This is a genomic window from Kibdelosporangium phytohabitans (genome assembly GCF_001302585.1).
In the GTDB taxonomy this organism is placed as follows: Bacteria; Actinomycetota; Actinomycetes; order Mycobacteriales; family Pseudonocardiaceae; genus Kibdelosporangium; species Kibdelosporangium phytohabitans.
This window is the reverse complement of record NZ_CP012752.1, coordinates 10,650,343-10,671,971: the sequence shown is the minus strand read 5'-3', so window position 1 is coordinate 10,671,971 and position 21,629 is coordinate 10,650,343. Positions and strand designations below refer to the sequence as shown.

Here is a 21,629-nt window from a genome sequence, read left to right as displayed (position 1 = left end):
GACTCGTTCAGTGCCGTGGCGGTTCCTGTCGGAGTGGGTCAGCTCGGTGGCGGTGGTCTCGTTGGCGTGGCGTTGCTCAGCGCAGTGGTGGTTTTGTCGGCAAGGGCAAGGGCAAGGGCAAGGGCAAGGGCAAGGGCAAGGGCAAGGGCAAGGGCAAGGGCAACGCGCCCAGGCGGCACGGCGCGAGAAGACCAGTCGCACAGTCGACCGACGCACCCAGACCAGCTACACGCTCAGCGCAGGTGGTCGTCTTGCCGAAGCGGATGAGCTCGGTGCGGTGGTGTCGGCGGAATTGAGCCGTTCGAACGTGGTGCTGATCTGTCGAGAGAGCTCGGCTCACCGCAGCGGTGATGCAAACGGCAACGGGTTCAGCTCAGCGCGGTGGTGATCCACTCGGACACGGGCAAGTCCCGGCTGCTGCACTCGGCGGCCAGTTTGATCGTCCAGCGCAACGCCTGCATCATCACCATGGCCATTTCGGCGGGTGCCGCGTTCGCCATGGCTATCTCGATCTGGTCCTTCGCGGCTTCTGTGTCACCGTGGACTTCGGCCAGGAGGGTGCGGACGGCTGTGCGTACGGGTGGGTCCGCTTCGTCGATCGGGACTTCTTTGCCCTCGTCGTCGTAGACCTGCATCTTCACCGGCGCTGTGCCGCCGCTGCCCAGTGCCGCCACCATCGCGCTGCATTCGCGGAACAGCATCAGCATCAGCTCGGTCGCTTGTTCGCGGCCCTGCTCTTCGGCGAACGCTGTCATCCGCTCCACCGCGCGCGTGTCCTCGCCGGCGTGCATCGACGCCAGCGCCTGGCTTGCCGCTTCGATGATGCCTTGCGGTTGCTCGGGGTTCGGGGCCACTAGGACATCTTCCAACAGCGGGCGTGCCGCGTGACAAGACCGGGCATGTGATCCGTCACCCGGTTGGATGATCTACGATTGGCGCCGCTGACTTCAGGCCCCGTTCACCGACTGGGCCGTGTGTTCAGGGAGCACGCTCACCAAACCCCCCGGAACTCCGGCGAATTCGCCCTGGCCGCGGGCTACCCCGAGCGCGTGCCACCACGCCGCGTCCTGTGGTGTCGCCAGCCCTGACGCGTTCACGACCGCGCCCGTCTCCCTGAGGTTGCTGATCATTCCCCGGGTGACTTTCGTCAGCAGGGAGTCCGGTTTGCGTAGATCCGGCCGATTCCGCACGAGTGCGCCCGCCAGCATCACCGACTGGATCTGCTCGTCCTCCACGATCGCGAACTCCGCCTGGCTGCCGGTGAACTCGTGCAGTCCGATGACAACCCCGTTGTCCCGTATGGCCTGGAGGTTCGACTGTGCCTCGCCGCGGTTGGCCACGACCGACCTCGCGTCGAGCGCGATCTCCAGCCGGTCGGGTGGCAGGCCGCTCGAGTGGAGCATCCTGTTGAGCACCGCCGCCAGGTTGCCGTCGGACGACTGCATCTCGGTCAGCCGGAACCGCAGCACCAGGTCACCGATGCCGTGCTCGGTCACCTCCCGGACAGCGCGCATAGCCGCCCATGGCCCGATCGTCAGCGACATGCCGGTGCTCTCGGCCATCTCACGGCACCGGTCGTGGCCGATCACGCCTTCGGTGGGGTGGTTCCAGCGCAGCAGCACCTCCAGTGCCGTCACGCGCCCGTCTGCCAGGTCCACCACTCGCTCGTACTCGCAGTCGAGCTCGCCCATCTCCCACGCGCCCGGCATGGCCGAGGTCAGCGCGAAGAGCTCCTTCTGCTCGTGGTCCTCGTGGACGTTGTGCGCCTCCCACTGGCGCTTGCCTACGGCCTTGGCACGCCGCATCGTGGAGTTCGCCGCACGCAACAGGTCCAGCCTGCCGTGCGCCCGGCCGACGTGCTGTGCGACGCCGATGCTCACGCACACCGCCACGCCTGTCTCGCCGATGAACGTCGGCTCGGCCAGCCGCTCGTTGATCTGGTCGATCAGCGTCTGGTAGTGCGGCACGTCGGGGGAGTTCTCGAGCAGGATCGCGAACTCGTCGCCGCCGACCCGGCCGACCACCGCGTTGTAGTCCTCGACGATCCCGCGCAGCTCGTTGGCCACCACCTGCAGCATCCGGTCACCGGCGAGGTGGCCGAGGCCGTTGTTGATCACCGAGAACGAGTCGATGCCGACGTGCAGCAGCGTGATCGACGTGTGCGGACCCGCACCTTCGAGCACGGCATCCAGTTTGGACTGGAAGTGCTGGCGGTTGGCCACGCCGGTGAGCATGTCGCGCACCGACTGGTGGCCGAGCTGGTTCTGCAGCGCCTGCAGCTCGCTGAGGTTCTCGACCATCGTGACGTGGTAGGCGGGATCGCCGTTGACGTCACGCAGCAACGAGATCACGAGGTAGACCCACGCGATGGTGCCGTCGTGGCGGACCATCCGGCGGCGTTCCCTGATCCGCGGCAGCATGCCCTCGGTCACTTCGCGGTACGAGATCACCACGTCGTCGGCGTCTTCGGCCGGGAACAGCTCGCGGATGTTGCGGTCGGCCAGCTCCGGCTCCGGGCACTCCAGGATGTGCGCGAGCGCCGCGTTGGTCTGCACGAGGTTGCCGGCCATGTCGGTCAGCGCCATACCGATCGCGGAGGCGTGGAAGACCTCTTCGAACCGGTCGTTCGCGGCCCGTTCCCTGCGCTCGGCTTCCCGCTTGGACTTCAGCAGCGCCTGTTTGATGTGCTCCTGCTGGTCGAGCGTGCGCATGCGCATCGCGTTGGAGTAGCCGGTGGCGAGGTTGGACACCAGCCCGACGACCTTCTCGGCCAGCCTGCGGTCGCCGTGGTCGGCCGAGTCGATCAGCAGCGCCCCCGCCAGGATCTCGACCGTGCACTGCAGGCTCTCGGGGCCGGTGAAGTCGTTGTGCACCAACGCACTGCCCACGGAGATCGCCACGGACGGGTCGAACAACTCGGTGTTCAGCGCGTTCGCCAGCGTGTGCACCTTGTCCAACAGGAACTGTTCCATCTCGTCGGCCGTCATCGGTACGTAGGCGGTCCGGCCGACCACACGCGCCCATGCCCTCGCGACCTCGGCACGCCTGCGGGCGCGCGGGGGGTCGAGCGGCATCGGCGCCGTCACGGGGCGTTGTCCTGCGGGTGCGCGGGTGTTGAGCTCTGACTCGGAGTCACAACGCACCTCTTGCGGTCGGGGCAACGGGTATTCCTGGGATTTTCGGTGGGCTACTCGCAGATATCGGACTCGCACAGCTGTGGGATTACCGCCGTATGGGCAATCGGCGTCGTCGAGGAGACGGGCTACTCGATCGATCCACGGCTGCGGCACACCTCTCGGTCCGTTCTGGTGATGGTCAGGCTACTCAGCGGAGTGCTCTTCCGGTAGACGGGCGCACCCACCCGGCCCATTCGGGCTAGTGTAGGCGGGCAGTTAGTTGCTCACCGTAGCGCGCGTTACTTCTATCGGGTGACATGGCGACGATATTTGGGACTCAGACGGTTGGGAATCTGTTCGTTCCGGAGTCACGGCCGCCGAACCTTGACTCCGACACCCGCCCACATGCCGTCCTCCTCGCCGCCGCCACTCGTGTGCGAGATGTCCGGCCGCCACTTCGACGGGGGTACCAGGCCCGGCTCGGCGAGCTCGAAGTCGCCGAACAGGTCGGTGATCTCCGAGCGGGTCCGCAGGCACGCCGGGTTGTGCGCGATGGCCTGCACGGTCTCGACCATCTGCTTGGCCTGCACGCGCTCGAAGTCGGCGGTCATGTGGCTGATCGCCAGCGCGCTGCCCGGCACGACCACCTCGCGGTAGCGGTCGAAGGCGCCGTACACGTCCACCTCGGCCGGGATGTGGTGCGCGGACGCCACCGCGAGCAGCCCGAGCGGCACGCCGAAGTCGAGTAACCGCCTGGTCTCCGGGTGGTCGAGGACGTCGCCGGGGCGGGCGAAATCCGCTTCGACGACAGCGGTGTTCGGCACGCCGTCCAGCAGCAACCTGCTGTGCGCGATCGCCATCTCCTCGACGTCGACGTAGACCACGCGGCACGCCGGATCGGCCTTGCCCGCGATCTCGTGCACGTTCCCGACCGTCGGGATGCCCGAACCGAGGTCGAGGAACTGCCGGATGCCCGAGTCGACCATGAACACGACCGCCCTGCGCATGAACGCCCGGTTGCTCCACGCCATCTGCCGCGTGTTCGGCTGGATCTTCTCCAGCTGCTCGAACACGGCGCGGTCACTGGCCAGGTTGTGCCCGCCGCCGAGCGCGTAGTCGTAGATCCGCGCGGGCGACGGGCGCGCGGGATCGAGGTTCTCTGGAATCCAACGGCGTTCGCCGGCCATCGAGGAACCCTGTTTCATCGGTCATCGAGCAAAGCGGCGAAATACTACTCCCGTTGTCCCAAGAGTGCCGCGAGCGCCATCCTCCGCAGCAAGGCGGCCATTTCGCCGCGGTCGATGTGCCTGCTGTGCGGGGTGGAGTTGATCAGGCCGAACACCGCGTGCGCCGCCGCGCGAGCGGACGGCTCGTCGACGTCGCGCACTACGTCCCGGATGGCCTGCACCCACACTTCCACGTACCGGCGCTGCAACGCCCGGACCCGGCGGCGGTCCGGATCGGTCAGGTTGCCGAGGTTGCGTTCCTGGACGGTGATCAGCGCGGGGTTGTCCAGCGCGAAGTCCACTTGGAAGCCGACGAGTTCGCCGAGCAGGTCGCCGGGGCCCGCGTCCGTACCCGTGCCGTGCCGTGCCGCGATGGCCTGGCCGCCGTCGAGCAGCAGTTCGCTGATCGACGTCAGCATCTCCCCGAGCATCGCGTCCTTGCTGCGGAAATGCCGGTAGAGCGCCGGGCCGGAGATGCCAACGGCCGCGCCGATGTCGTCGATGCCCACACCGTGGAAGCCGTGTCGTGCGAACAGTTCCGCCGCCGCGGCGAGGATCTGGTCCCTGCGGCTCAGCGGTGCGGCAGGAGACACCGGTTGGGACGACACGATCATCATGCTAACTCGGTGTCGTCGGCGAGTACTGGCCACTGACGGATACATACGGTCGGGTTAACAATTCACCGGAAGCTTTCGTGGTCGGTGCCCAGCGCTGATGATGGGAAGCCCTATCCCTGCCATTGAGGGACCTCTTCACGCGGAGGGCACAATGAGGCGACCGTTCCGTGTTCTGTTATGCCTGGCGGCTACCGCCCTGGGCCTGACCACGCTGTCGGCACCCGCCAACGCGGCGGCTGAGAACTACGTTGCGCTCGGCGATTCCTATTCGTCCGGTGTCGGTACCGGCGGCCCCTACAGCGGTGGCGGCTGCAAGCGCAGCTCCAACGCGTACCCGCAGCTGTGGGCGAACTCCCACAAGCCCGCGTCCTTCCAGTTCGCGGCGTGCTCGGGTGCTGTCACGGCGGACGTGCTGAACAGTCAGATCAACTCGCTCACGGCGAGCACCTCGCTGGTGACCGTCTCGATCGGCGGCAACGACGCCGGCTTCGTCGACGTGATCACCACGTGCACGCTCAACGGCGACTCCACGTGCGTCAACCGCGTGGAGCAGGGCAAGACGTTCGCACGCAACACGCTGCCGGCCAGGTTGGACAACGTCTACAACGCGATCAAGCAGCGGTCACCGTCCGCGCGCGTGATCGTGCTCGGCTACCCGAGGTTCTACAAGGTGCCGGGGTCCTGCAGCGTGGGCCTGTCGGACACGAAGCGTTCGGCCATCAACAGCGGTGCCGACGTGCTGGCCGAGGTGACCGCGCAGCGCGCGACCGCCGCGGGCTTCCGGTTCGTCGACATCCGTTCCGCGTGGACGGGGCACGAGATCTGCTCGAGCGACCTGTGGCTCAACAGCCTCACGTGGCCGGTCGAGGAGTCCTACCACCCCAACAAGAACGGTCAGTCCAAGGGCTACCTGCCCGCGTTGAACGCCGTCACCGGCTGAGCACGGGCACTACGGGAAGGGCCTCGCCGCGGGCGGGGCCCTTCTCGCTGTCACGACTCCCCATCCTGTCGTGAGTGGTTCGGCCGGTTCTAACCGGCCAAAACACTCACGAGAGTGGTTGGGTGGACTGGGACGTTAGTCAGCGCTAACATTGGGGCATTAGTTAACGCTGACTAACAGGGAGTCAGATGGACGCGCCCGTGCTGCGCAGTCAGGCGGACCCGTCGGATCCGGCCTACCAGCGCTACGTCAAAGAACACGCCGAACTGGTCGACGACCTGCGGGAACGTCTCGCCAAGGCGCGTGTGGGCGGCCCGGAGAAGGCGCGCAGGAGGCATGTCGAGCGCGGCAAGCTGCTGCCCCGTGACCGGGTGGATTCGCTGCTCGACCCCGGCTCGCCGTTCCTGGAGCTGTCCCCGCTGGCCGCCGACGGCATGTACTCCGACGAAGCGCCCGCCGCCGGGATCATCACCGGCGTCGGCCGGGTGTCCGGCCGGGAATGCGTGATCGTCGCCAACGACGCCACGGTCAAGGGCGGCACGTACTACCCGATGACCGTGAAGAAACACCTGCGCGCGCAGGAAGTCGCGTTGCACAACAACCTCCCGTGCGTCTACCTGGTCGACTCCGGTGGCGCTTTCCTGCCCAAGCAGGACGAGGTCTTCCCGGACCGCGAGCACTTCGGCCGGATCTTCTTCAACCAGGCCACCATGTCCGCGCGGGGCATCCCGCAGATCGCCGCCGTGCTCGGTTCGTGCACGGCCGGTGGCGCGTACGTGCCGGCGATGAGCGACGAGGCCGTCATCGTGCGCAACCAGGGCACGATCTTCCTCGGCGGCCCGCCGCTGGTGAAGGCCGCGACCGGCGAGGTCGTCACGGCCGAGGAACTCGGTGGCGGTGACGTGCACTCGCGCGTGTCCGGCGTGACCGACCACCTGGCCGAGGACGACCCGCACGCGTTGCGCATCGTCCGGTCCATCGTTTCCACACTGGGTCCCCGTGTTCCCAAACCGTGGGACATCGCGCCCGTCGAAGAGCCGGCGGCCGACCCGGAGCAGTTGACCGGTGTCGTGCCGACTGACTCACGGACGCCCTACGACGTCAGGGAAGTCATCGCCCGCGTGGTGGACGGCAGCCGGTTCCGCGAGTTCAAACGGGAGTACGGCACGACTCTGGTCACCGGCTTCGCCCGGATCCACGGTCACCCGGTCGGCATCATCGCCAACAACGGCGTCCTGTTCGGGGAGTCCGCGCTCAAGGGCGCGCACTTCGTCGAACTGTGCGACAAGCGCCGGATCCCGTTGGTGTTCCTGCAGAACATCACCGGTTTCATGGTCGGCAAGGACTACGAGGCAGGCGGTATCGCCAAGCACGGCGCCAAGATGGTCACCGCGGTGGCGTGCGCGCGGGTGCCGAAGTTCACCGTGGTGATCGGCGGGTCCTTCGGCGCGGGCAACTACTCGATGTGCGGCCGGGCCTATTCGCCGCGGTTCCTGTGGATGTGGCCGAACGCCCGGATCTCGGTGATGGGTGGCGAGCAGGCCGCGTCCGTGCTCGCGACCGTCCGCCGTGACCAGATCGAAGCGGGTGGCGGCGAGTGGTCGGCCGGCGACGAGGAGTCGTTCAAGGACCCGATCCGCCTGCAGTACGAGGACCAAGGCAACCCGTACTACTCGACCGCGCGGCTGTGGGACGACGGCGTGATCGCCCCCGGCGACACCAGGACCGTGCTCGGCCTGGCGCTGTCGGTCGCCGCGAACGCGGAACTCGAAGAAGTCGGCTACGGCGTTTTCCGGATGTGATGGGGATGTTCCAGCGAGTTCTGATCGCCAACCGAGGCGAGATAGCCGTCCGGATCACCCGGACCCTTGCCCGCATGGGCGTGCGCTCGATCGCGGTCTACAGCGACGCGGACGCCGACGCGCGGCACGTGCTCGAAGCCGACACGGCCGTCCGGATCGGCCCGGCCGCCGCGCGTGACAGCTACCTCTCGATCCCCAGGATCATCGAGGCGGCGGTGGCGACGGGCGCCGAGGCGATCCACCCCGGCTACGGCTTCCTGGCCGAGAACGTCGACTTCGCGCGGGCCTGCGAGGAAGCGGGCCTGGTGTTCGTCGGGCCGCCGGTCGGCGCGATCGAGGCGATGGGTGACAAGATCCGCGCCAAGCAGACCGTGATGGCCGCGGGCGTGCCCGTGGTGCCGGGCCGCACCGAGCCGGGCATGACCGACGACGACCTCGTAGCGGCGGCTGCCGAGATCGGTTTCCCGGTGCTGATCAAGCCGTCCGCCGGTGGCGGCGGCAAGGGAATGCGCCTGGTCGGGGAAGCCGCCGGGCTCGCGGCGGCGATCGAGTCGGCTCGTCGTGAGGCCCGTGGTTCGTTCGGCGACGACACGCTGCTGATCGAACGGTTCGTGCAACGACCGCGGCACATCGAGATCCAGGTGCTGGGCGACAAGCACGGCAACGTGATCCACCTCGGTGAACGTGAGTGCAGCCTGCAGCGCCGGCACCAGAAGATCATCGAGGAAGCCCCCTCGCCGTTGCTGACCGAGGACATGCGCGCCCGGATGGGCGCCTCGGCCGTGGACGCGGCGCGCGCGGTCGGGTACACGGGCGCGGGGACCGTGGAGTGCATCGTGTCCGCGGACCGGCCGGACGAGTTCTTCTTCATGGAGATGAACACCCGGCTTCAGGTCGAACACCCGGTGACCGAGCTGGTGACAGGCCTTGACCTGGTCGAATGGCAGCTGCGCGTGGCGGCGGGCGAAGCGCTGACGATGACGTCCGTGCCGCTGAACGGGCACGCGGTCGAGGCGCGCGTCTACGCCGAGGACCCGTCGCGCGACTTCCTGCCGACCGGCGGGGTCGTGCTGGACGTTGTGGAACCCACCGGTGTCCGCGTCGATTCCGGGGTTCAGGCAGGCACAGTCGTCGGGTCGGACTACGACCCGATGCTCGCGAAGGTCATCGCGTGGGCGCCGTCCCGCGCGGAGGCGCTGGGACGCCTGTCGTCGGCGTTGGCCGACACCGCGTTGCTCGGCGTCGGGACGAACGTGGCCTACCTGCGTGACCTGCTGGCCGATCCGGACGTCGTGGCCGGGCGGCTGGACACCCAGCTGGTTTCGCGGCGGAAGCCCTTCGAACAGTCCACTCCGGACCACGTGTTCGCCGCGGCCGCGTTGGACGAGCTGATCGCGTTGCGCCCGCGCGGGCCCGTGGTCGACCCGTGGGACGTTCCGTCTGGCTGGCGGGTCGGCGGCTCGGCCGGGTTCACGGTCCGGTTCGACTCCGGTGACCGCCAGGTGACCGTCCGGGTCGTCGGCGATTCGGTGTCCATCGACGGCGGTGCACCTGTCAAGGCTTCCGCGTCGGTGGACGGCTCGCAGTTGCGGCTGACGTATGACGGACGGACCTACCGGTATCGGCTCGCGAAGTCGGGCTCGGTGCTGTGGCTGGCGTCGGACGGCTTCACGTGGGCGGTCGCCGAGCACTCGCTGCTGGAGGAGTCGACCGGTTCGAGCACGGAAGGCGGGCCGGTCACCAGCCCCATGCCCGGGACTGTGCTGGTGGTGAAGGCAGCCACCGGTGACCGGGTGTCGGCGGGGGCGCCGCTGCTGGTCGTCGAGGCGATGAAGATGGAACACACGATCACCGCACCGGTGGACGGCGTGTTGACGGAGCTGCATGTGCAAGCGGGCCAACAGGTCGCGCTGAACCAACCACTCGCCCTGGTGACCCCAGAGGAGAAGCAGGAATGATCGACTTCAGGCTCGAAGAAGAACACGAGGCGCTGCGAAAGACAGTGCAGGAGTTCGCACGGGAAGAAGTCGCGCCTGTCATCGGCGACTACTACGAGCGTGGCGAGTTCCCGTACGACATCGTGGCGAAGATGGGGCAGATGGGGCTGTTCGGCCTGCCGTTCCCGGAGTCGGTGGGAGGGATGGGCGGCGACTACTTCACGCTGTGCCTGGCCTTGGAAGAACTGGCGCGGGTCGACTCGTCGGTCGCGATCACGCTTGAAGCGGGTGTGTCACTCGGCGCGATGCCGATCTACCGCTTCGGCTCGCAAGAGCAGAAGGAGCAGTGGCTGCCGAAGCTGGTGGCAGGCGAGGCGCTGGGCGCGTTCGGCCTGACCGAACCGGGAGGCGGCTCCGACGCGGGCGCGACCCGGACAACCGCCCGCAGGGACGGCGACTCATGGGTCATCAACGGCACCAAGGCATTCATCACCAACTCGGGCACAGACATCACACGCCTGGTGACAGTGACAGCGGTGACCGGCGAACGAGACGGCCGCAAGCAGATCTCCGCGATCATCGTGCCATCGGGTACACAGGGCTTCGCGGTGTCCAAGAAGTACTCCAAGGTCGGATGGAGCGCATCCGACACACGTGAGCTGTCGTTCGCGGACTGCGCAGTGCCGGTGTCGAACCTGCTCGGGCAAGAAGGCCGCGGCTACGCACAGTTCCTATCCACATTGGACGAGGGCCGTGTTGCCATCTCCGCCCTGTCGGTCGGCCTCGCACAGGGCTGCGTCGACGAGTGCGTGCGGTACGCGGGTGAGCGGGAAGCGTTCGGCCACAAGATCGGCGAATACCAGGCGATCCAGTTCAAGATCGCGGACATGGAAGCCCGGACCCACGTGGCCCGTCTGGCCTACTACGACGCGGCGGCACGGATGTTGCGCAACCAGCCGTTCAAGCGCCAGGCAGCCATCGCCAAGCTGATCTCATCCGAGGCAGCGATGGACAACGCCCGCGACGCCACACAGATCTTCGGCGGATACGGCTTCATGAACGAATTCCCGGTAGGCCGCTTCTACCGAGATGCGAAGATCCTGGAGATCGGCGAAGGCACAAGCGAAGTCCAGCGCATGCTCATCGCCAGGGAACTGGGCCTCACCCGCCCATGGCAGTGACCGACGGTAATCCGGTCGGGTAACGAGCTCGAACAGAAGCACCAGCAGATCCAGCGGCAGCCAACCCACTACGGCGAACGCGCGCTAGCGCAGACCGGCGTCAGGGCTCGAACGAGAAGGTGGAGCAGCCGGAGCAGTAGCCAGCCCCGAGCGGCTCGCGCGCTCGCCAGCGCAGCCCAGCCCGCATCGGCTTGTGCGCCAGCGCAGATGTGGGCTTCGGGGGGGGGCTCCTGCCCGTCGGCCTGGGCGAAGCCCAACCACACGTGTCCAGAGGTCCGCCTGCGTTTGTCGCGGGCATCAGCGCAGGCCCAACGGGCCTCTTGACGCGTGTGGTTGCCTCCGGCAGGCCGTCGGGCAGGAGCGCCCACGCCTTCTCAGTACACGCATCAAGGTCTCGGCTGTGGTCTGGAAGAACACCCACCGCCGGCTCCTGCCTTGAGGTCTGCCTCCCGGCGAGGGACCCGCTTGTTCCGTGCTCACCTCCCAGCTATGACCCGGTGTCGAACGCTGCGGTTCAGTGCACGGAACAAGATGTCCCTCGCCGGGAGCAGACCTCGGGGCAGGAGCTTGTGGTCGGTGTCCTTCGTCTCCAGAGCCCGGGCCCCAGGTGTGTGTCCTTCGATGCGCGGGCGCTCGGGCCGTTTACCAGTCTGGGCGCAGTGGCATTCCTGAGTGGCCACGGCTGTCGGTTTTCACTCCCAGGATCTGGTGTAGTTGGATCCAGTTTCTGTCGAAGCCCAACCTTGAGCCTGCCATGTACAGACGCCACACTCGGGCTGTGTGGGGGCCTACTTCGTTGACGGCTTCTTCCCAGTTGCGCTCCAGGTTGTCGCACCAGCCCGCGAGGGTGCGGGCGTAGTGCTCCCTGAGGTTTTCCTCGTGCCGAACTTCGAAGCCTGTGTCGTGCATCTGGGACAGGATTCTTCCCGGGCCCAGCAGTTCTCCGTCCGGGAAGACGTATCTGTTGATGAAGCCGCGGGTTTGGGCGTTCCTCAGGTTGTCCGGGCGGGTGATGCAGTGGTTCAGTATTCTTCCGCCGGTCTTCAGTTTGCTGTACAGCAGCTCGAAGTAGGCTTCCAGGTTCGCTTCTCCGATGTGCTCGGTCAGGCCGATCGAGCTGATCGCGTCGAAGTTCCCCTCCATCACCGCGCGGTAGTCCATGTGCCGTACTTCCGCCAGGTCTCCCAGGCCTTCCTGGGCTATCCGCTTCTGTGCCCATTCCGCCTGGTTCGCTGACAGCGTCACGCCCAGCGCCTGCACGCCGTAGTGCTTCGCCGCGTGGATCACCATCCCGCCCCAGCCGCAGCCCACGTCCAGCAGGCGCGTTCCTGGCCGCAGCGCCAGTTTTCGCGCCACCAGGTCGTGTTTGGCGTACTGGGCTTCTTCCAGCGTCGAGTTCTCCGTCTCGTACACCGCGCAGGTGTACGCCATCGATGGGCCCAGCACCCACTCGTAGAACTTGTTCGACACGTCGTAGTGGTGGGAGATGGCTTCGGCGTCCCGCATCCTCGAATGGCGTTCCCCGGCCAGTCTTCTTTCCTGCGCCGGGGGCTTCGTCGGCCACAGCAGCCTTGCCCCTGCCAGTTTCGCCGCCAGTTTCACGCGCAGCGACGCTGGGATCTCCTTCAGCCGCACCTCCGGGATCGAGGCCAGCGCCGTGTACATGTCGCCGACGATCTCCAGCGCACCTGTCACATAGGCCCGCACGAGGCCCAGGCTGTTGGGCGAGCTGGCGATGTGCGAGAGGGCGAGCGGGGACTTCACGTCCACGCGCACCCGCGCATCCTGGGCACCGGCCCGGCTGCCGTCGTAGGCGACGAACTCGACCGGCACGTCTGGGCCGGTCACCTCGTAGATGGCTTCCGCGATTCGCATCATCTAACTACCCCGCACGCACTTGTCGTAGAGGTCGGGCAACCGACCGTCCGGATCGAACTGGAGTTTCATGGCGCGATAGCGCTCACCGTCGTACAACCGCCAGAAGCCCTCGCGCGAGTAGAAGGACTCGGAGTACAACGACTTGTGCCCGCCGAGGTCGGTGACGACCTGCTCGATGAGGCGGTTGTGGTGCCCCGGCCGCTGCCCCGGCGCCAACGGCACCGTTGCCCAGAACCCCACGTTCACGTACAGCGTGTCCGGGTCCATCGGGTACAGCGGCCAGGTCGTGCCGTCGCGCAGCTTCACCGGGCAGAGCCAGACCGGGCTGATGCCGATGTCCCGGTGGAAGAACTCGAGGAACTCGGCCAGCCGGGCCAGTGGGATCTCCACGTCCTGGATCACCGGCTCGCGGTCCGGGGCGCCCCTGAGCTGCCTCGCCCGTTTGGTCACGCCGTACTTGCGGTCGAACGCGACCACTTTGCGGTACACGTCGGAGCGCAGGTACTGCTTCGGCCACAGTTTGCGCACCCAGGGGATCTGGGCGCCGAACGCGCGGGAGCACCAGAACCAGTCGGTGTCCCATCGCCAGATGTAGTCCCGGACGGTCAGCAGGTCGGCCGAACGCTCCCGGATGGACTTGTAGAAGATCTCCGTCCCCGTGTAGTCACTCGGACGGTGTGTTGGTTTGTCGACAAATCGACCGATGGTGAGGTACTGCTCGCCCGGCCCGAAGACCGTGCCGTCCAGGAAGTCCGCGTCGATGTGCTCGGCGATCACCGCCGGGTCGTCGAACCGGACGTGCCGCAGTTCGACGTACGGCTTCACCGGCTCGAGTTCGATCTTCAGCCGCAGCGCGTAACCGAACGTGCCGTACGAGTTGGGGAACGCCCGGAACTGCTCGTCACCCCGCTCCAGCCGCGTGAGCCGGCCGTCGCCGGTGAGGATTTCCATCTCCAGCACGGATTCGTGCGGCAGGCCGTTGCGCAACGAGGTCGACTCGATACCCAGCCCGGCCACCGCGCCGCCGAGCGTGATCGTCTTCAGCTGCGGCACGACCAGCGGCATCAGGCCGTACGGCAGGGTCGCGTCGACCAGGTCCTCGTACGTGGTCATCCCGCCGACGTCCGCGGTCCGCGCGTCGGCGTCGACGTTCAGCACGCCCGCGAACCGGCTGACATCCAGAGTCCGGGTGGCCGGGTCGCGGAACCGGAACAGGTTCGACGTGGACTTCGCCAGCCGGACCGGCGTGCCCTGGGGCAGTGCCGCGTACTGGGCTCGTAACGTCGCCGCAGCCCGATCGTGGCCCACCAGGGCCTGTTGGTTGCCCATACCAACCGATGCTAGGCCTGTGCGCACGACCCAGCATTGTGATTTTCGGACAACGCCGGGCCGGCCGCGGACAAAACGCCCATCCGGGCGTCCACGTAGGACTCAGTACCTGCGCAGGTGGTCGAGCAGGAACGCTGACGTCGCACCGGGGGCGGCCTCCGGCACGCTGTGGCCGACACCCTTGAGCGTCTCCAGGCGATACGGGCCTTTCACCCATCGGTGGGTCTGCGCTACGCCGTAAGGAGCCACGAACGGGTCACTGTCACTGGCGATGAACAGCGTGGGCACGCGGACACTCTGTTCGTACCCCGTGAAGTCGTTGGCCCGGTACCAGTTCAACGCGGCGGTCAACGCTCCCGGCTGGTTGAGGCGTTCCTGGTATATCGCGCACTTGCGCTCGGGGACGCCGGGCAGCGTGAGCTTGGTCCCGAGGATCTGGTTCTCGGGGATCGGCGTGGGCTGCCGGAAGCGGTCCATGTACTCCGACCTGTCCCGCTGGTCGGGATCCACCCGCAACGCCTCGGCGAACGCACCGAGGTGCGGCACGGAGACGGCCGTCAGTGTCCGCACGCGATACTCGTAACGCGCCGCGGCGATCCACGCGACACAGGCACCCCAGTCGTGTCCGACGAGGTCGAACTTGTACCACCCCAACGCGTCCGCGATCGCGACGACGTCGTTCACGCCGTAGTCGAGCCCGTAGTCCGCGATCTGCGGTGGCCGCACTCCCGCCGAGTAGCCGCGCTGGTCCGGCGCCACCGCCCGGTACCCGGCGGACGCGAGCGCGAGCAACTGGTCCTCCCACTCGATCCCGAGCTCGGGAAAGCCGTGCAGCAGAAGGACTTTCCGGCCGTTGCGGGGACCGGCGGCGACCGCGTCGAACGTGCCGACGCAGGTCCTGATCTTCAGCGGGCTGATCCGTTCGGCGGCATGCGCCGGGCTGGCGACGCCGAGGGACGCGACCCCGGCCGCGGTCAACGCGAGGAAACTCCGGCGAGTGCTGGGCATGCCCCAAGCCTGGAGTCAGGCCGGTCCCCGGACCATCATGCGCGCCCCCCGAGGGGTGGTGGGGCTAGCCCTAGTGCACCGTGGCCAGGCCTGCCGGGGCGATCAGGCGCAGGCAGGCCTTCGCGCGCTGCCAGCGGGCGTCGAGCTGGGAGTCGTCGGGGTACGCCCATGAGCCGATCAGCAGGCCGCGGATGGTGTCCATCGCCGTGTACGCGTAGTGGCGGAACTGCGCTGTGTCGGCTTTCGGGCCGAAGAGGCGCTGGCCGAAGGTGACGAGCACGTCGCTGATCTCCGGCTCCACCGAGGACACGAGGGCGCGGAGCTCGGCGTCGGTCCGTGCGGCGAGCAGCAGTTCGGTGCTCGCGGCGAAGATCGGGCCCTGGTGGATCTCCCACAGCAGGTCGAGGGTGTCACCGATCGGGTCGGTCGAGGTCGCCAGCTCGTCCATCCGCTCGTCCGCCAGCCGGGCGCGGCGGTGGGCGATGTCCCGCACGGCCGCTGTGACCAGGTCGGCCTTGGTGGGGAAGTGGTGGACCTGGGCACCGCGGGTCACGCCCGCGCGGTCGGCCACCCGGGTCGTCGTCGTTCCTGAGTAGCCGTATTCGACGAGGCAGTCGATGGTCGCGTCGAGCAGCCGCGAGCGCATCGCCGCGCTGCGTTCTTCCTGCGTACGGCCGGTTTTCGAAGTTCTTGTCGCCGGCATGGGGCAACAATACCTGCACGTGTGTATGTTAGTTGAGTTGTCCGGCGATCCGGAGGTGCGGCGTGGCGCGTTCGCTCTCAGGCAAGGTCGTAGTGGTCACGGGCGGTGCGCGCGGAATCGGCGCCGCCATGGCCGATGCACTGGTCAGAGCCGGTGCCAAGGTCGTCATCGGGGATCTCGACCTCGCGATGGCCGAGGCCACGGCCGCCAGGCTCGGGGCGCTCGCCCTGCACCTGGACGTCACCGACCCGGCCGGGTTCACCAAGTTCCTCGACGAGGTCGAGAGCCGCAGCGGCCCGATCGACGTCCTGATCAACAACGCCGGGATCATGCCGCTCGGCCGGTTGGAGGACGAGGACGACGTCACCACCATGCACCAGCTGGAGATCAACCTGCACGGCGTCATCCACGGCACCCGCGAGGCGGTCAAACGCATGCGCCCGCGCGCGACCGGACACATCGTCAACGTCGCCTCAGCCGCGGGCAAGAGCGGCTTCCCCGGTGCCGCAACGTACTGCGCGACCAAGCACGGCGTCGTCGGGCTGACCGAGGCCGTCCGGCTGGAGCTGCGGGGCTCGGGCGTCGAGACGACGCTGGTGATGCCCGCGATCGTGCGGACCGAGCTCACCGCGGGCGTCACCAACGACGGCCCGGTCAAGACCGTCTCGCCCGAGCAGGTCGCCGCGGCCACAGTGGACGCGCTGCGCAACCCGAAGTTCGAGGTCTACGTGCCGAAGTCGGTCGGTACGCTCAACCGCGTCGGCCGCCTGATGCCGCGCGCCTTCGGTGAGTGGATGGTCCGCACGCTCAAAGGTGACCGCGTCCTCGCCGACGCGGCACACTCGTCGGAGCGGGCCGGATACGAATCACGCGCCGCGGCGAGCGCGCCCGCGGCCGACGAGGCGCACGGGATGAAGAAATGATCAGCGACGCGTTGGTCGCCAGGCTGTGCGACCGGGTCTCAGCCGCCTCGGCGGACACCGCGGGCACGGTGGACGTCTACAACGGCGGCACGCTGGCCAAGGTGCCGCGCTCGTCGCCGCGGGACGTGGCTGACGCTGTCGAGGCCGCGCGGCAGGTGCAGCGGCTGTGGGCGGGTGTCGCGGTCGCCGACCGGGTCGCGATCTTCGAACGGTTCCACGCCCTGTTGCTGCGGCACACCGACGAACTGCTCGACATCCTGCAGGCCGAGACGGGGAAGTCACGGCGTGACGCGTTTCTCGAAGTGTCCGCGCCGCTGGTCACGGTCGGCTACTACGCCCGCAAGGCCCCGAAGCTGCTGGCGCCGCGTCGCCGGGAAGGCATGGTTCCCGGGTTGGTGAAGACCGTGGAACTGCGCGCGCCCAAGGGTGTCGTCGGGATCATCACGCCGTGGAACTACCCGTTCGCGCTGGCGTTCACCGACCTGATCCCCGCGTTGATCGCTGGGAACGCGGTGGTGCTCAAGCCGGACACGCAGACCGCGCTGTGCACTTTGTACGGTGTCGATCTGCTGTACCAGGCCGGCCTGCCGCACGGGCTGCTGCGCGTGGTGATCGGTGACGGGCCGGTCGTCGGTAGTGCCATTGTGGACACTGCCGACTACATCGGGTTCACCGGTTCGACGCGCACCGGCCGTGAGGTCGCGGCCCGCGCCGGGCATCGCCTCGTGGGCTGTTCGCTCGAACTCGGCGGCAAGAACCCGTTGCTGGTGCTGTCGGACGCGAGTGTCGGCAAAGCTGTGGCCGGTGCCGTGCAGACGTGCTTCTCCAACTCCGGCCAGCTCTGCATGTCGCCTGAGCGCTTGTTCGTGCACACCGCCGTGTACGACGACTTCACGCAGCGGTTCGTCAACGAGGTGGCCAAGATGAACCTCGCGGCGACGTTCGACTACAGCGCGGACATGGGCTCGCTGACCTCCCAGCGGCAGCTGGAAACGGTGACGCGGCACGTCGAAGACGCGCGTGCCAAGGGCGCGACCGTGCTGACCGGCGGCAAACCACGGCCGGAGCTCGGCCCGTTCTTCTACGAGCCAACGGTGTTGACGGACGTCACGCCGGAGATGCTCTGCTACGACAACGAAACCTTCGGTCCGGTTGTGGCGGTCTACCGCGTGGTGGACGACGCGGAGGCGATCGAACGCGCCAACGCCACTTCCTACGGGCTGAACGCCAGCGTCTACAGCAAATCCGTGCCGCACGCCGAGCAAGTCGCTGCGCGGCTCAAAGCGGGCACAGTGAACATCAACGACGGTCACGTGGTCGGGTTCGGCAGCGCGGACGCGCCGATGGGCGGCATGAAGGACTCCGGGGTCGGACGGCGGAACGGAATCGAAGGGCTGCTGAAGTACACCGAGGCGCAGAACGTCTCGGTGCAGCGCGTCCCGTTGTCCACACCGCCGAGGTGGCTGCCGTTCGGCTGGTACGCCAAGGGAATGCAGGCGTTGCTGCGGACCGTGCGCAAGGCCGGTATCCGGTGAGGCAGATCCCACTCGTCGGGATCGCCGAATAGGTCACACCGGCTTTCGCGCTGCCGGATGGATGCGGCAGCCCATAATTGACACATGGTGAGTGTTTCGGCAGCAGCTTCGAACGTGTTGGACAAGGTGTTCAACGGCGGCGTCGCGGACCTGCGGCCGACGCCGCGGGTCCTGGTCGACCACGGTCCCAACCGGTGGGTCTACCGGATGACCGGTGACGCCTCCGGCGACCCGGTGCTGCTCGTACCGCCGTTGGCCGCGCCCGCGCTGTGCTTCGACCTGCGCCGCGGCTGCAGCCTGGCCGAGCATCTTGTCGAGCAGGGCAGGCCGACGTACCTGGTGGACTACGGCTCAGTCAGCTTCTCCGACCGCGGCCTGGGTATCGAGCACTGGATCGACGAGGTCCTGCCGCGGGCGATCCGCGCGGCCAGCAAGGACGCGGGCGGGCGGCCGGTGCACGTCGTGGCGTGGTGCCTCGGCGGCATCCTGTCCCTGCTGACCACCGCCGACCAGGCCGACCTGCCGATCGCGTCGCTGACCACGGTCGCGAGCCCGATCGACTTCACCGCGATCCCCCTGGTCGCGCCCGCGCGCCCGCTCGTGGAGCTGACCGGCGGCTGGGTGCTGACCGCGCCGTACCGTCTGCTCGGCGGTGCGCCGAGGCAGCTGGTGCGGTGGGCGTTCCAGTTGAGCTCGGTGGACAAGTACGTCACCAAGCCGTTGGCGCTGCTGACGCACCTCGACGACAAGGAATTCCTGGCGCAGATCGAGGCGGTAGATCGCTTCATGGACAACATGGTCGCTTACCCGGGAAGGACGTTCGGCCAGATCTACCACCGCTTCTTCCGCGGCAACGACCTGCACGACGGCGTAGTCGATGTTGAGGGCAGGCTGATCTCGTTGGCGGAGATCAAGGTCCCGGTGCTGGTGCTCGCCGGTGCGACGGACGGGATCGCGCCGGAGCCCGCCGTCCGCAGGCTGACCCGGCTGCTGGACAAGGCGCCGGAGGTGAGGTTCGAAGTGTGCCCAGGGGGTCACCTCGGTGTGCTGACTGGTCGCAGTGCGAGGGATACGACGTGGAAGGTGATCGATTCCTTCCTCTCGTCGCATGCCCAGCAGTGATCGCTTGGTACCGGGGTCTGACGCATACTGGGTTGTGGTCGGCTTTGCGCATGCTTGTGGTCGTGGGCTCTTGGTGGGTTGGGGCGGCGCCGATTTGACGAGGGGTCCTGGGGCGCCCACGGAGAGCCGTAAAGGTGGAGCCCCGCCCAGTGGGGCATGCTTGAGCGGTTTCGTATGCTCGCGGGGTTCTCCTCGCCCGGACAAGCGGATGGGCGCCCCTACCCCTTGTAAAATCGGCGCCAATTTTGGGTTTTCGGGGCTTTCGGGCTGCGACCCACTCCCGGAGCAGGTGTCGTGCGCGTGAGCGCGGAGCGACCCGCGACAGTCTCGCGCGCAAGCGCAGGAGGCACCCACGCCCCAAAATCCCGGAATCTCCCGGAGAAATTCAGGTAGCGACGCCACCCACGGACTCCTGTCCAGAGGTCAGCCCCCGGCGAGGGAACAGCTTGTTCCGTGCGAAGAAGCAAACCAATCCGCACAAGCAAAAGAACAGGTTTCACCAGAAACAAGCTGCTCCATCTGTCTGATTGAAAAAATACTGAAACAGGTTCTACCGTCGAGGCATGGCTGGGGCGACACGAAGAAGTGTGCTCGCGGGAGCGGGTCTGGCAGTCCTCGCCACACCCGCGGAAGCGTCAGAGTCGGATGTAGTAGTCGTAGGAGCGGGAGCGGCAGGCATGACTGCCGCGCTGACAGCGGCGAAACGCGGCCTGCGAACAGTAGTGATCGAAAAGGCCTCAACGTACGGAGGTTCGGCGGCCAGGTCGGGAGCGGGTATCTGGATCCCGAACAACAGCGTGATCCTTGCCGCCGGAGTCCCCGACACCCCGCAGAAGGCCGCCGCGTACATGTCGGCGGTCGTCGGTGCGACGGTCCCCCTCGTACGCCAGCAAGCCTTTCTCCAGCACGGCCCGGCGATGCCGAACTTCGTGATGGCCAACAGCCCGCTGCGGTTCCGCTGGATGGAGGGTTGCAGCGACTACTACCCGGAGCTTCCGGGAGACATGCCCAACGGCCGATCGATCGAGCCGGACATGCTGGACGGCAAGACCCTCGGTGCCGAACTGGCGAGGCTGAACCCGAGCTACATCCCGACGCCGCCAGGCCTGGTGGTGTTCAGCGCGGACTACAAGTGGCTGAACCTGGCCGCTGCCAACGCGAAGGGATTCGCGGTCGCCGCGGAATGCGCCGCACGCGCAACCGCCGCCGCGCTCGCCGGTAAGAAACCCCTGACCATGGGCCAAGCGCTTGCTGGTGGGCTGCGTGCGGGTCTTCAGCAAGCCGGCGTCCCTGTCCTGCTGAACACGCCCCTGACCGAACTGCACGTGGAAAACGGCGTGGTGAAAGGGGTCGTCACGCCACAAGGCCTGACCCGCGCCACTCGTGGGGTGATCATCGGCTCCGGCGGATTCGAGCACAACGCGCCCATGCGCGCCCGGTATCAACGTCAGCCGACCGGCTGGTCAGTCGGAGCCAAGGCGAACACCGGTGACGGGATCCTTGCCGGACAACGACTCGGCGCGGCGCTGGACCTGATGGACGACGCGTGGTGGGGTCCGGCGATCCCGCTGCCGGACCAGCCCTACTTCTGCCTGGCCGAGCGCACGCTCCCGGGTGGACTGATGATCAACCAAGCCGGGCGGTGGTTCGTCAACGAGGCAGCGCCGTACGGCGACGTCGTGCATGTCATGTACGACAAGGCGATGGTCCCGGCATGGCTGATCATCGACCAGAACTACCGCAACCGGTACCTGTTCAAGGACGTGGCGCCGTCGCTGCCGTTCCCGCAGTCCTGGTACGACTCCGGTGCGGTGGTGAAGGCGCCGACGATCGAGGCCCTGGCCGCGGCGATCAGCGTTCCGCCCGCGACCCTGCGGGCGACGGTCGCCAGGTTCAACGGGTTCGCCCTTGCTGGGCGTGACCGGGACTTCTGGCGTGGTGACAGCGCCTACGACCACTACTACACGGATCCCGCTGTGCTGCCGTCGTCCAGCCTGTCGTCATTGTGGCTGCCGCCGTTCTACGCCTTCAAGATCGTTCCCGGTGACCTCGGCACCAAGGGCGGGATGCGAACGGACGCGCAGGCGCGCGTGCTGCGCGCGGACGGTTCGGTGATCGGTGGGCTGTTCGCCGCGGGCAACGCCAGCGCCGCCGTGATGGGCACCAGCTACACCGGAGCCGGGGCGACGATCGGTCCGGCGATGACCTTCGGGTTCATCGCCGCCAACGCCGTCTGAAATTCTCCGGCCGTCTGATCTGGGCTTTCGTTCTGTCGTGTGGTCTGCGTGACCTTCTGTCCCCTCGCGTCCGGG

16 protein-coding genes are annotated in these 21,629 nt (G+C 67.5%); 8 read left to right on the top strand and 8 right to left on the bottom strand.

Going from position 1 to position 21,629, the window contains the following annotated elements; translation table 11 throughout:
• Positions 1 to 368 precede the first annotated feature (368 nt).
• The 4 genes from AOZ06_RS47635 to AOZ06_RS47620 form a co-directional block, all read right to left on the bottom strand.
• Positions 369 to 791 carry a hypothetical protein gene (locus AOZ06_RS47635; RefSeq protein WP_225954090.1) on the bottom strand — a complete coding sequence of 141 codons (423 nt, stop codon included), beginning with the start codon at positions 789 to 791 and terminating at the stop codon, positions 369 to 371.
• A 156-nt stretch (positions 792 to 947) separates the two neighbouring features.
• Entirely contained in the window at positions 948 to 3,086 is a 2,139-nt protein-coding gene (locus AOZ06_RS47630; protein ID WP_054295409.1) for a GGDEF domain-containing protein, read from the bottom strand.
• Between the two features lie 398 nt (positions 3,087 to 3,484).
• Entirely contained in the window at positions 3,485 to 4,303 is an 819-nt protein-coding gene (locus AOZ06_RS47625; protein WP_063810589.1) for an SAM-dependent methyltransferase, read from the bottom strand.
• Positions 4,304 to 4,347: 44 nt separating this feature from the next.
• Positions 4,348 to 4,956: an SACE_7040 family transcriptional regulator gene (locus tag AOZ06_RS47620; RefSeq protein WP_054297448.1), complete on the bottom strand. Its 609-nt coding sequence runs from the start codon at positions 4,954 to 4,956 to the stop codon at positions 4,348 to 4,350.
• Positions 4,957 to 5,110: 154 nt separating this feature from the next.
• Between AOZ06_RS47620 and AOZ06_RS47615 the strand changes: the two genes are divergently transcribed.
• The 4 genes from AOZ06_RS47615 to AOZ06_RS47600 all read left to right on the top strand — a co-directional run bounded on the left by AOZ06_RS47615 (position 5,111) and on the right by AOZ06_RS47600 (position 10,819).
• Positions 5,111 to 5,899, top strand: a complete 789-nt coding sequence (locus tag AOZ06_RS47615; protein ID WP_054295407.1) for an SGNH/GDSL hydrolase family protein — start codon at positions 5,111 to 5,113, stop codon at positions 5,897 to 5,899.
• 188 nt (positions 5,900 to 6,087) lie between these two features.
• Positions 6,088 to 7,701 carry a carboxyl transferase domain-containing protein gene (locus AOZ06_RS47610; RefSeq protein WP_054295406.1) on the top strand — a complete coding sequence of 538 codons (1,614 nt, stop codon included), beginning with the start codon at positions 6,088 to 6,090 and terminating at the stop codon, positions 7,699 to 7,701.
• Positions 7,702 to 7,706: 5 nt separating this feature from the next.
• Positions 7,707 to 9,659 (top strand): acetyl/propionyl/methylcrotonyl-CoA carboxylase subunit alpha, encoded by a 1,953-nt coding sequence (locus tag AOZ06_RS47605; RefSeq protein ID WP_054297447.1) that lies wholly within the window; start codon positions 7,707 to 7,709, stop codon positions 9,657 to 9,659.
• The gene (locus AOZ06_RS47600) at positions 9,656 to 10,819 is read left to right on the top strand and encodes an acyl-CoA dehydrogenase family protein (RefSeq protein WP_054295405.1); all 1,164 of its coding nucleotides are present in this window, start codon (positions 9,656 to 9,658) and stop codon (positions 10,817 to 10,819) included. Before AOZ06_RS47605 ends, AOZ06_RS47600 begins: the two co-directional genes overlap by 4 nt.
• Positions 10,820 to 11,461: 642 nt before the next feature.
• On the opposite strand, the gene AOZ06_RS47595 is transcribed toward AOZ06_RS47600, so the two are convergent.
• From AOZ06_RS47595 to AOZ06_RS47580, 4 genes are all read right to left on the bottom strand, one after another.
• Positions 11,462 to 12,694 (bottom strand): class I SAM-dependent methyltransferase, encoded by a 1,233-nt coding sequence (locus AOZ06_RS47595; RefSeq protein ID WP_054297446.1) that lies wholly within the window; start codon positions 12,692 to 12,694, stop codon positions 11,462 to 11,464.
• Between the two features lie 3 nt (positions 12,695 to 12,697).
• Complete coding sequence (locus AOZ06_RS47590; RefSeq protein WP_054295404.1) at positions 12,698 to 14,026, bottom strand: FAD-binding oxidoreductase; 1,329 nt, start codon at positions 14,024 to 14,026, stop codon at positions 12,698 to 12,700.
• A gap of 102 nt (positions 14,027 to 14,128) precedes the next feature.
• Positions 14,129 to 15,034, bottom strand: coding sequence for an alpha/beta fold hydrolase (locus AOZ06_RS47585; protein ID WP_083472416.1), 906 nt, complete (start codon positions 15,032 to 15,034; stop codon positions 14,129 to 14,131).
• 70 nt (positions 15,035 to 15,104) lie between these two features.
• Positions 15,105 to 15,737 (bottom strand): TetR/AcrR family transcriptional regulator, encoded by a 633-nt coding sequence (locus tag AOZ06_RS47580; RefSeq protein WP_225953077.1) that lies wholly within the window; start codon positions 15,735 to 15,737, stop codon positions 15,105 to 15,107.
• A 62-nt stretch (positions 15,738 to 15,799) separates the two neighbouring features.
• Here AOZ06_RS47580 and AOZ06_RS47575 point away from each other — a divergent pair, with 62 nt between their 5' ends.
• The 4 genes from AOZ06_RS47575 (at position 15,800) to kstD (ending at position 21,554) form a co-directional block, all read left to right on the top strand.
• Positions 15,800 to 16,660 carry an SDR family oxidoreductase gene (locus AOZ06_RS47575; protein WP_083472415.1) on the top strand — a complete coding sequence of 287 codons (861 nt, stop codon included), beginning with the start codon at positions 15,800 to 15,802 and terminating at the stop codon, positions 16,658 to 16,660.
• Complete coding sequence (locus AOZ06_RS47570) at positions 16,657 to 18,195, top strand: succinic semialdehyde dehydrogenase (protein WP_054295402.1); 1,539 nt, start codon at positions 16,657 to 16,659, stop codon at positions 18,193 to 18,195. The genes AOZ06_RS47575 and AOZ06_RS47570 overlap by 4 nt, the downstream gene beginning before the upstream one ends.
• 84 nt (positions 18,196 to 18,279) lie before the next feature.
• Positions 18,280 to 19,317, top strand: coding sequence for an alpha/beta fold hydrolase (locus tag AOZ06_RS47565; RefSeq protein WP_054295401.1), 1,038 nt, complete (start codon positions 18,280 to 18,282; stop codon positions 19,315 to 19,317).
• Between the two features lie 563 nt (positions 19,318 to 19,880).
• Entirely contained in the window at positions 19,881 to 21,554 is a 1,674-nt protein-coding gene (gene kstD / locus AOZ06_RS47560) for a 3-oxosteroid 1-dehydrogenase (protein ID WP_054295400.1), read from the top strand.
• Positions 21,555 to 21,629: the final 75 nt, after the last annotated feature.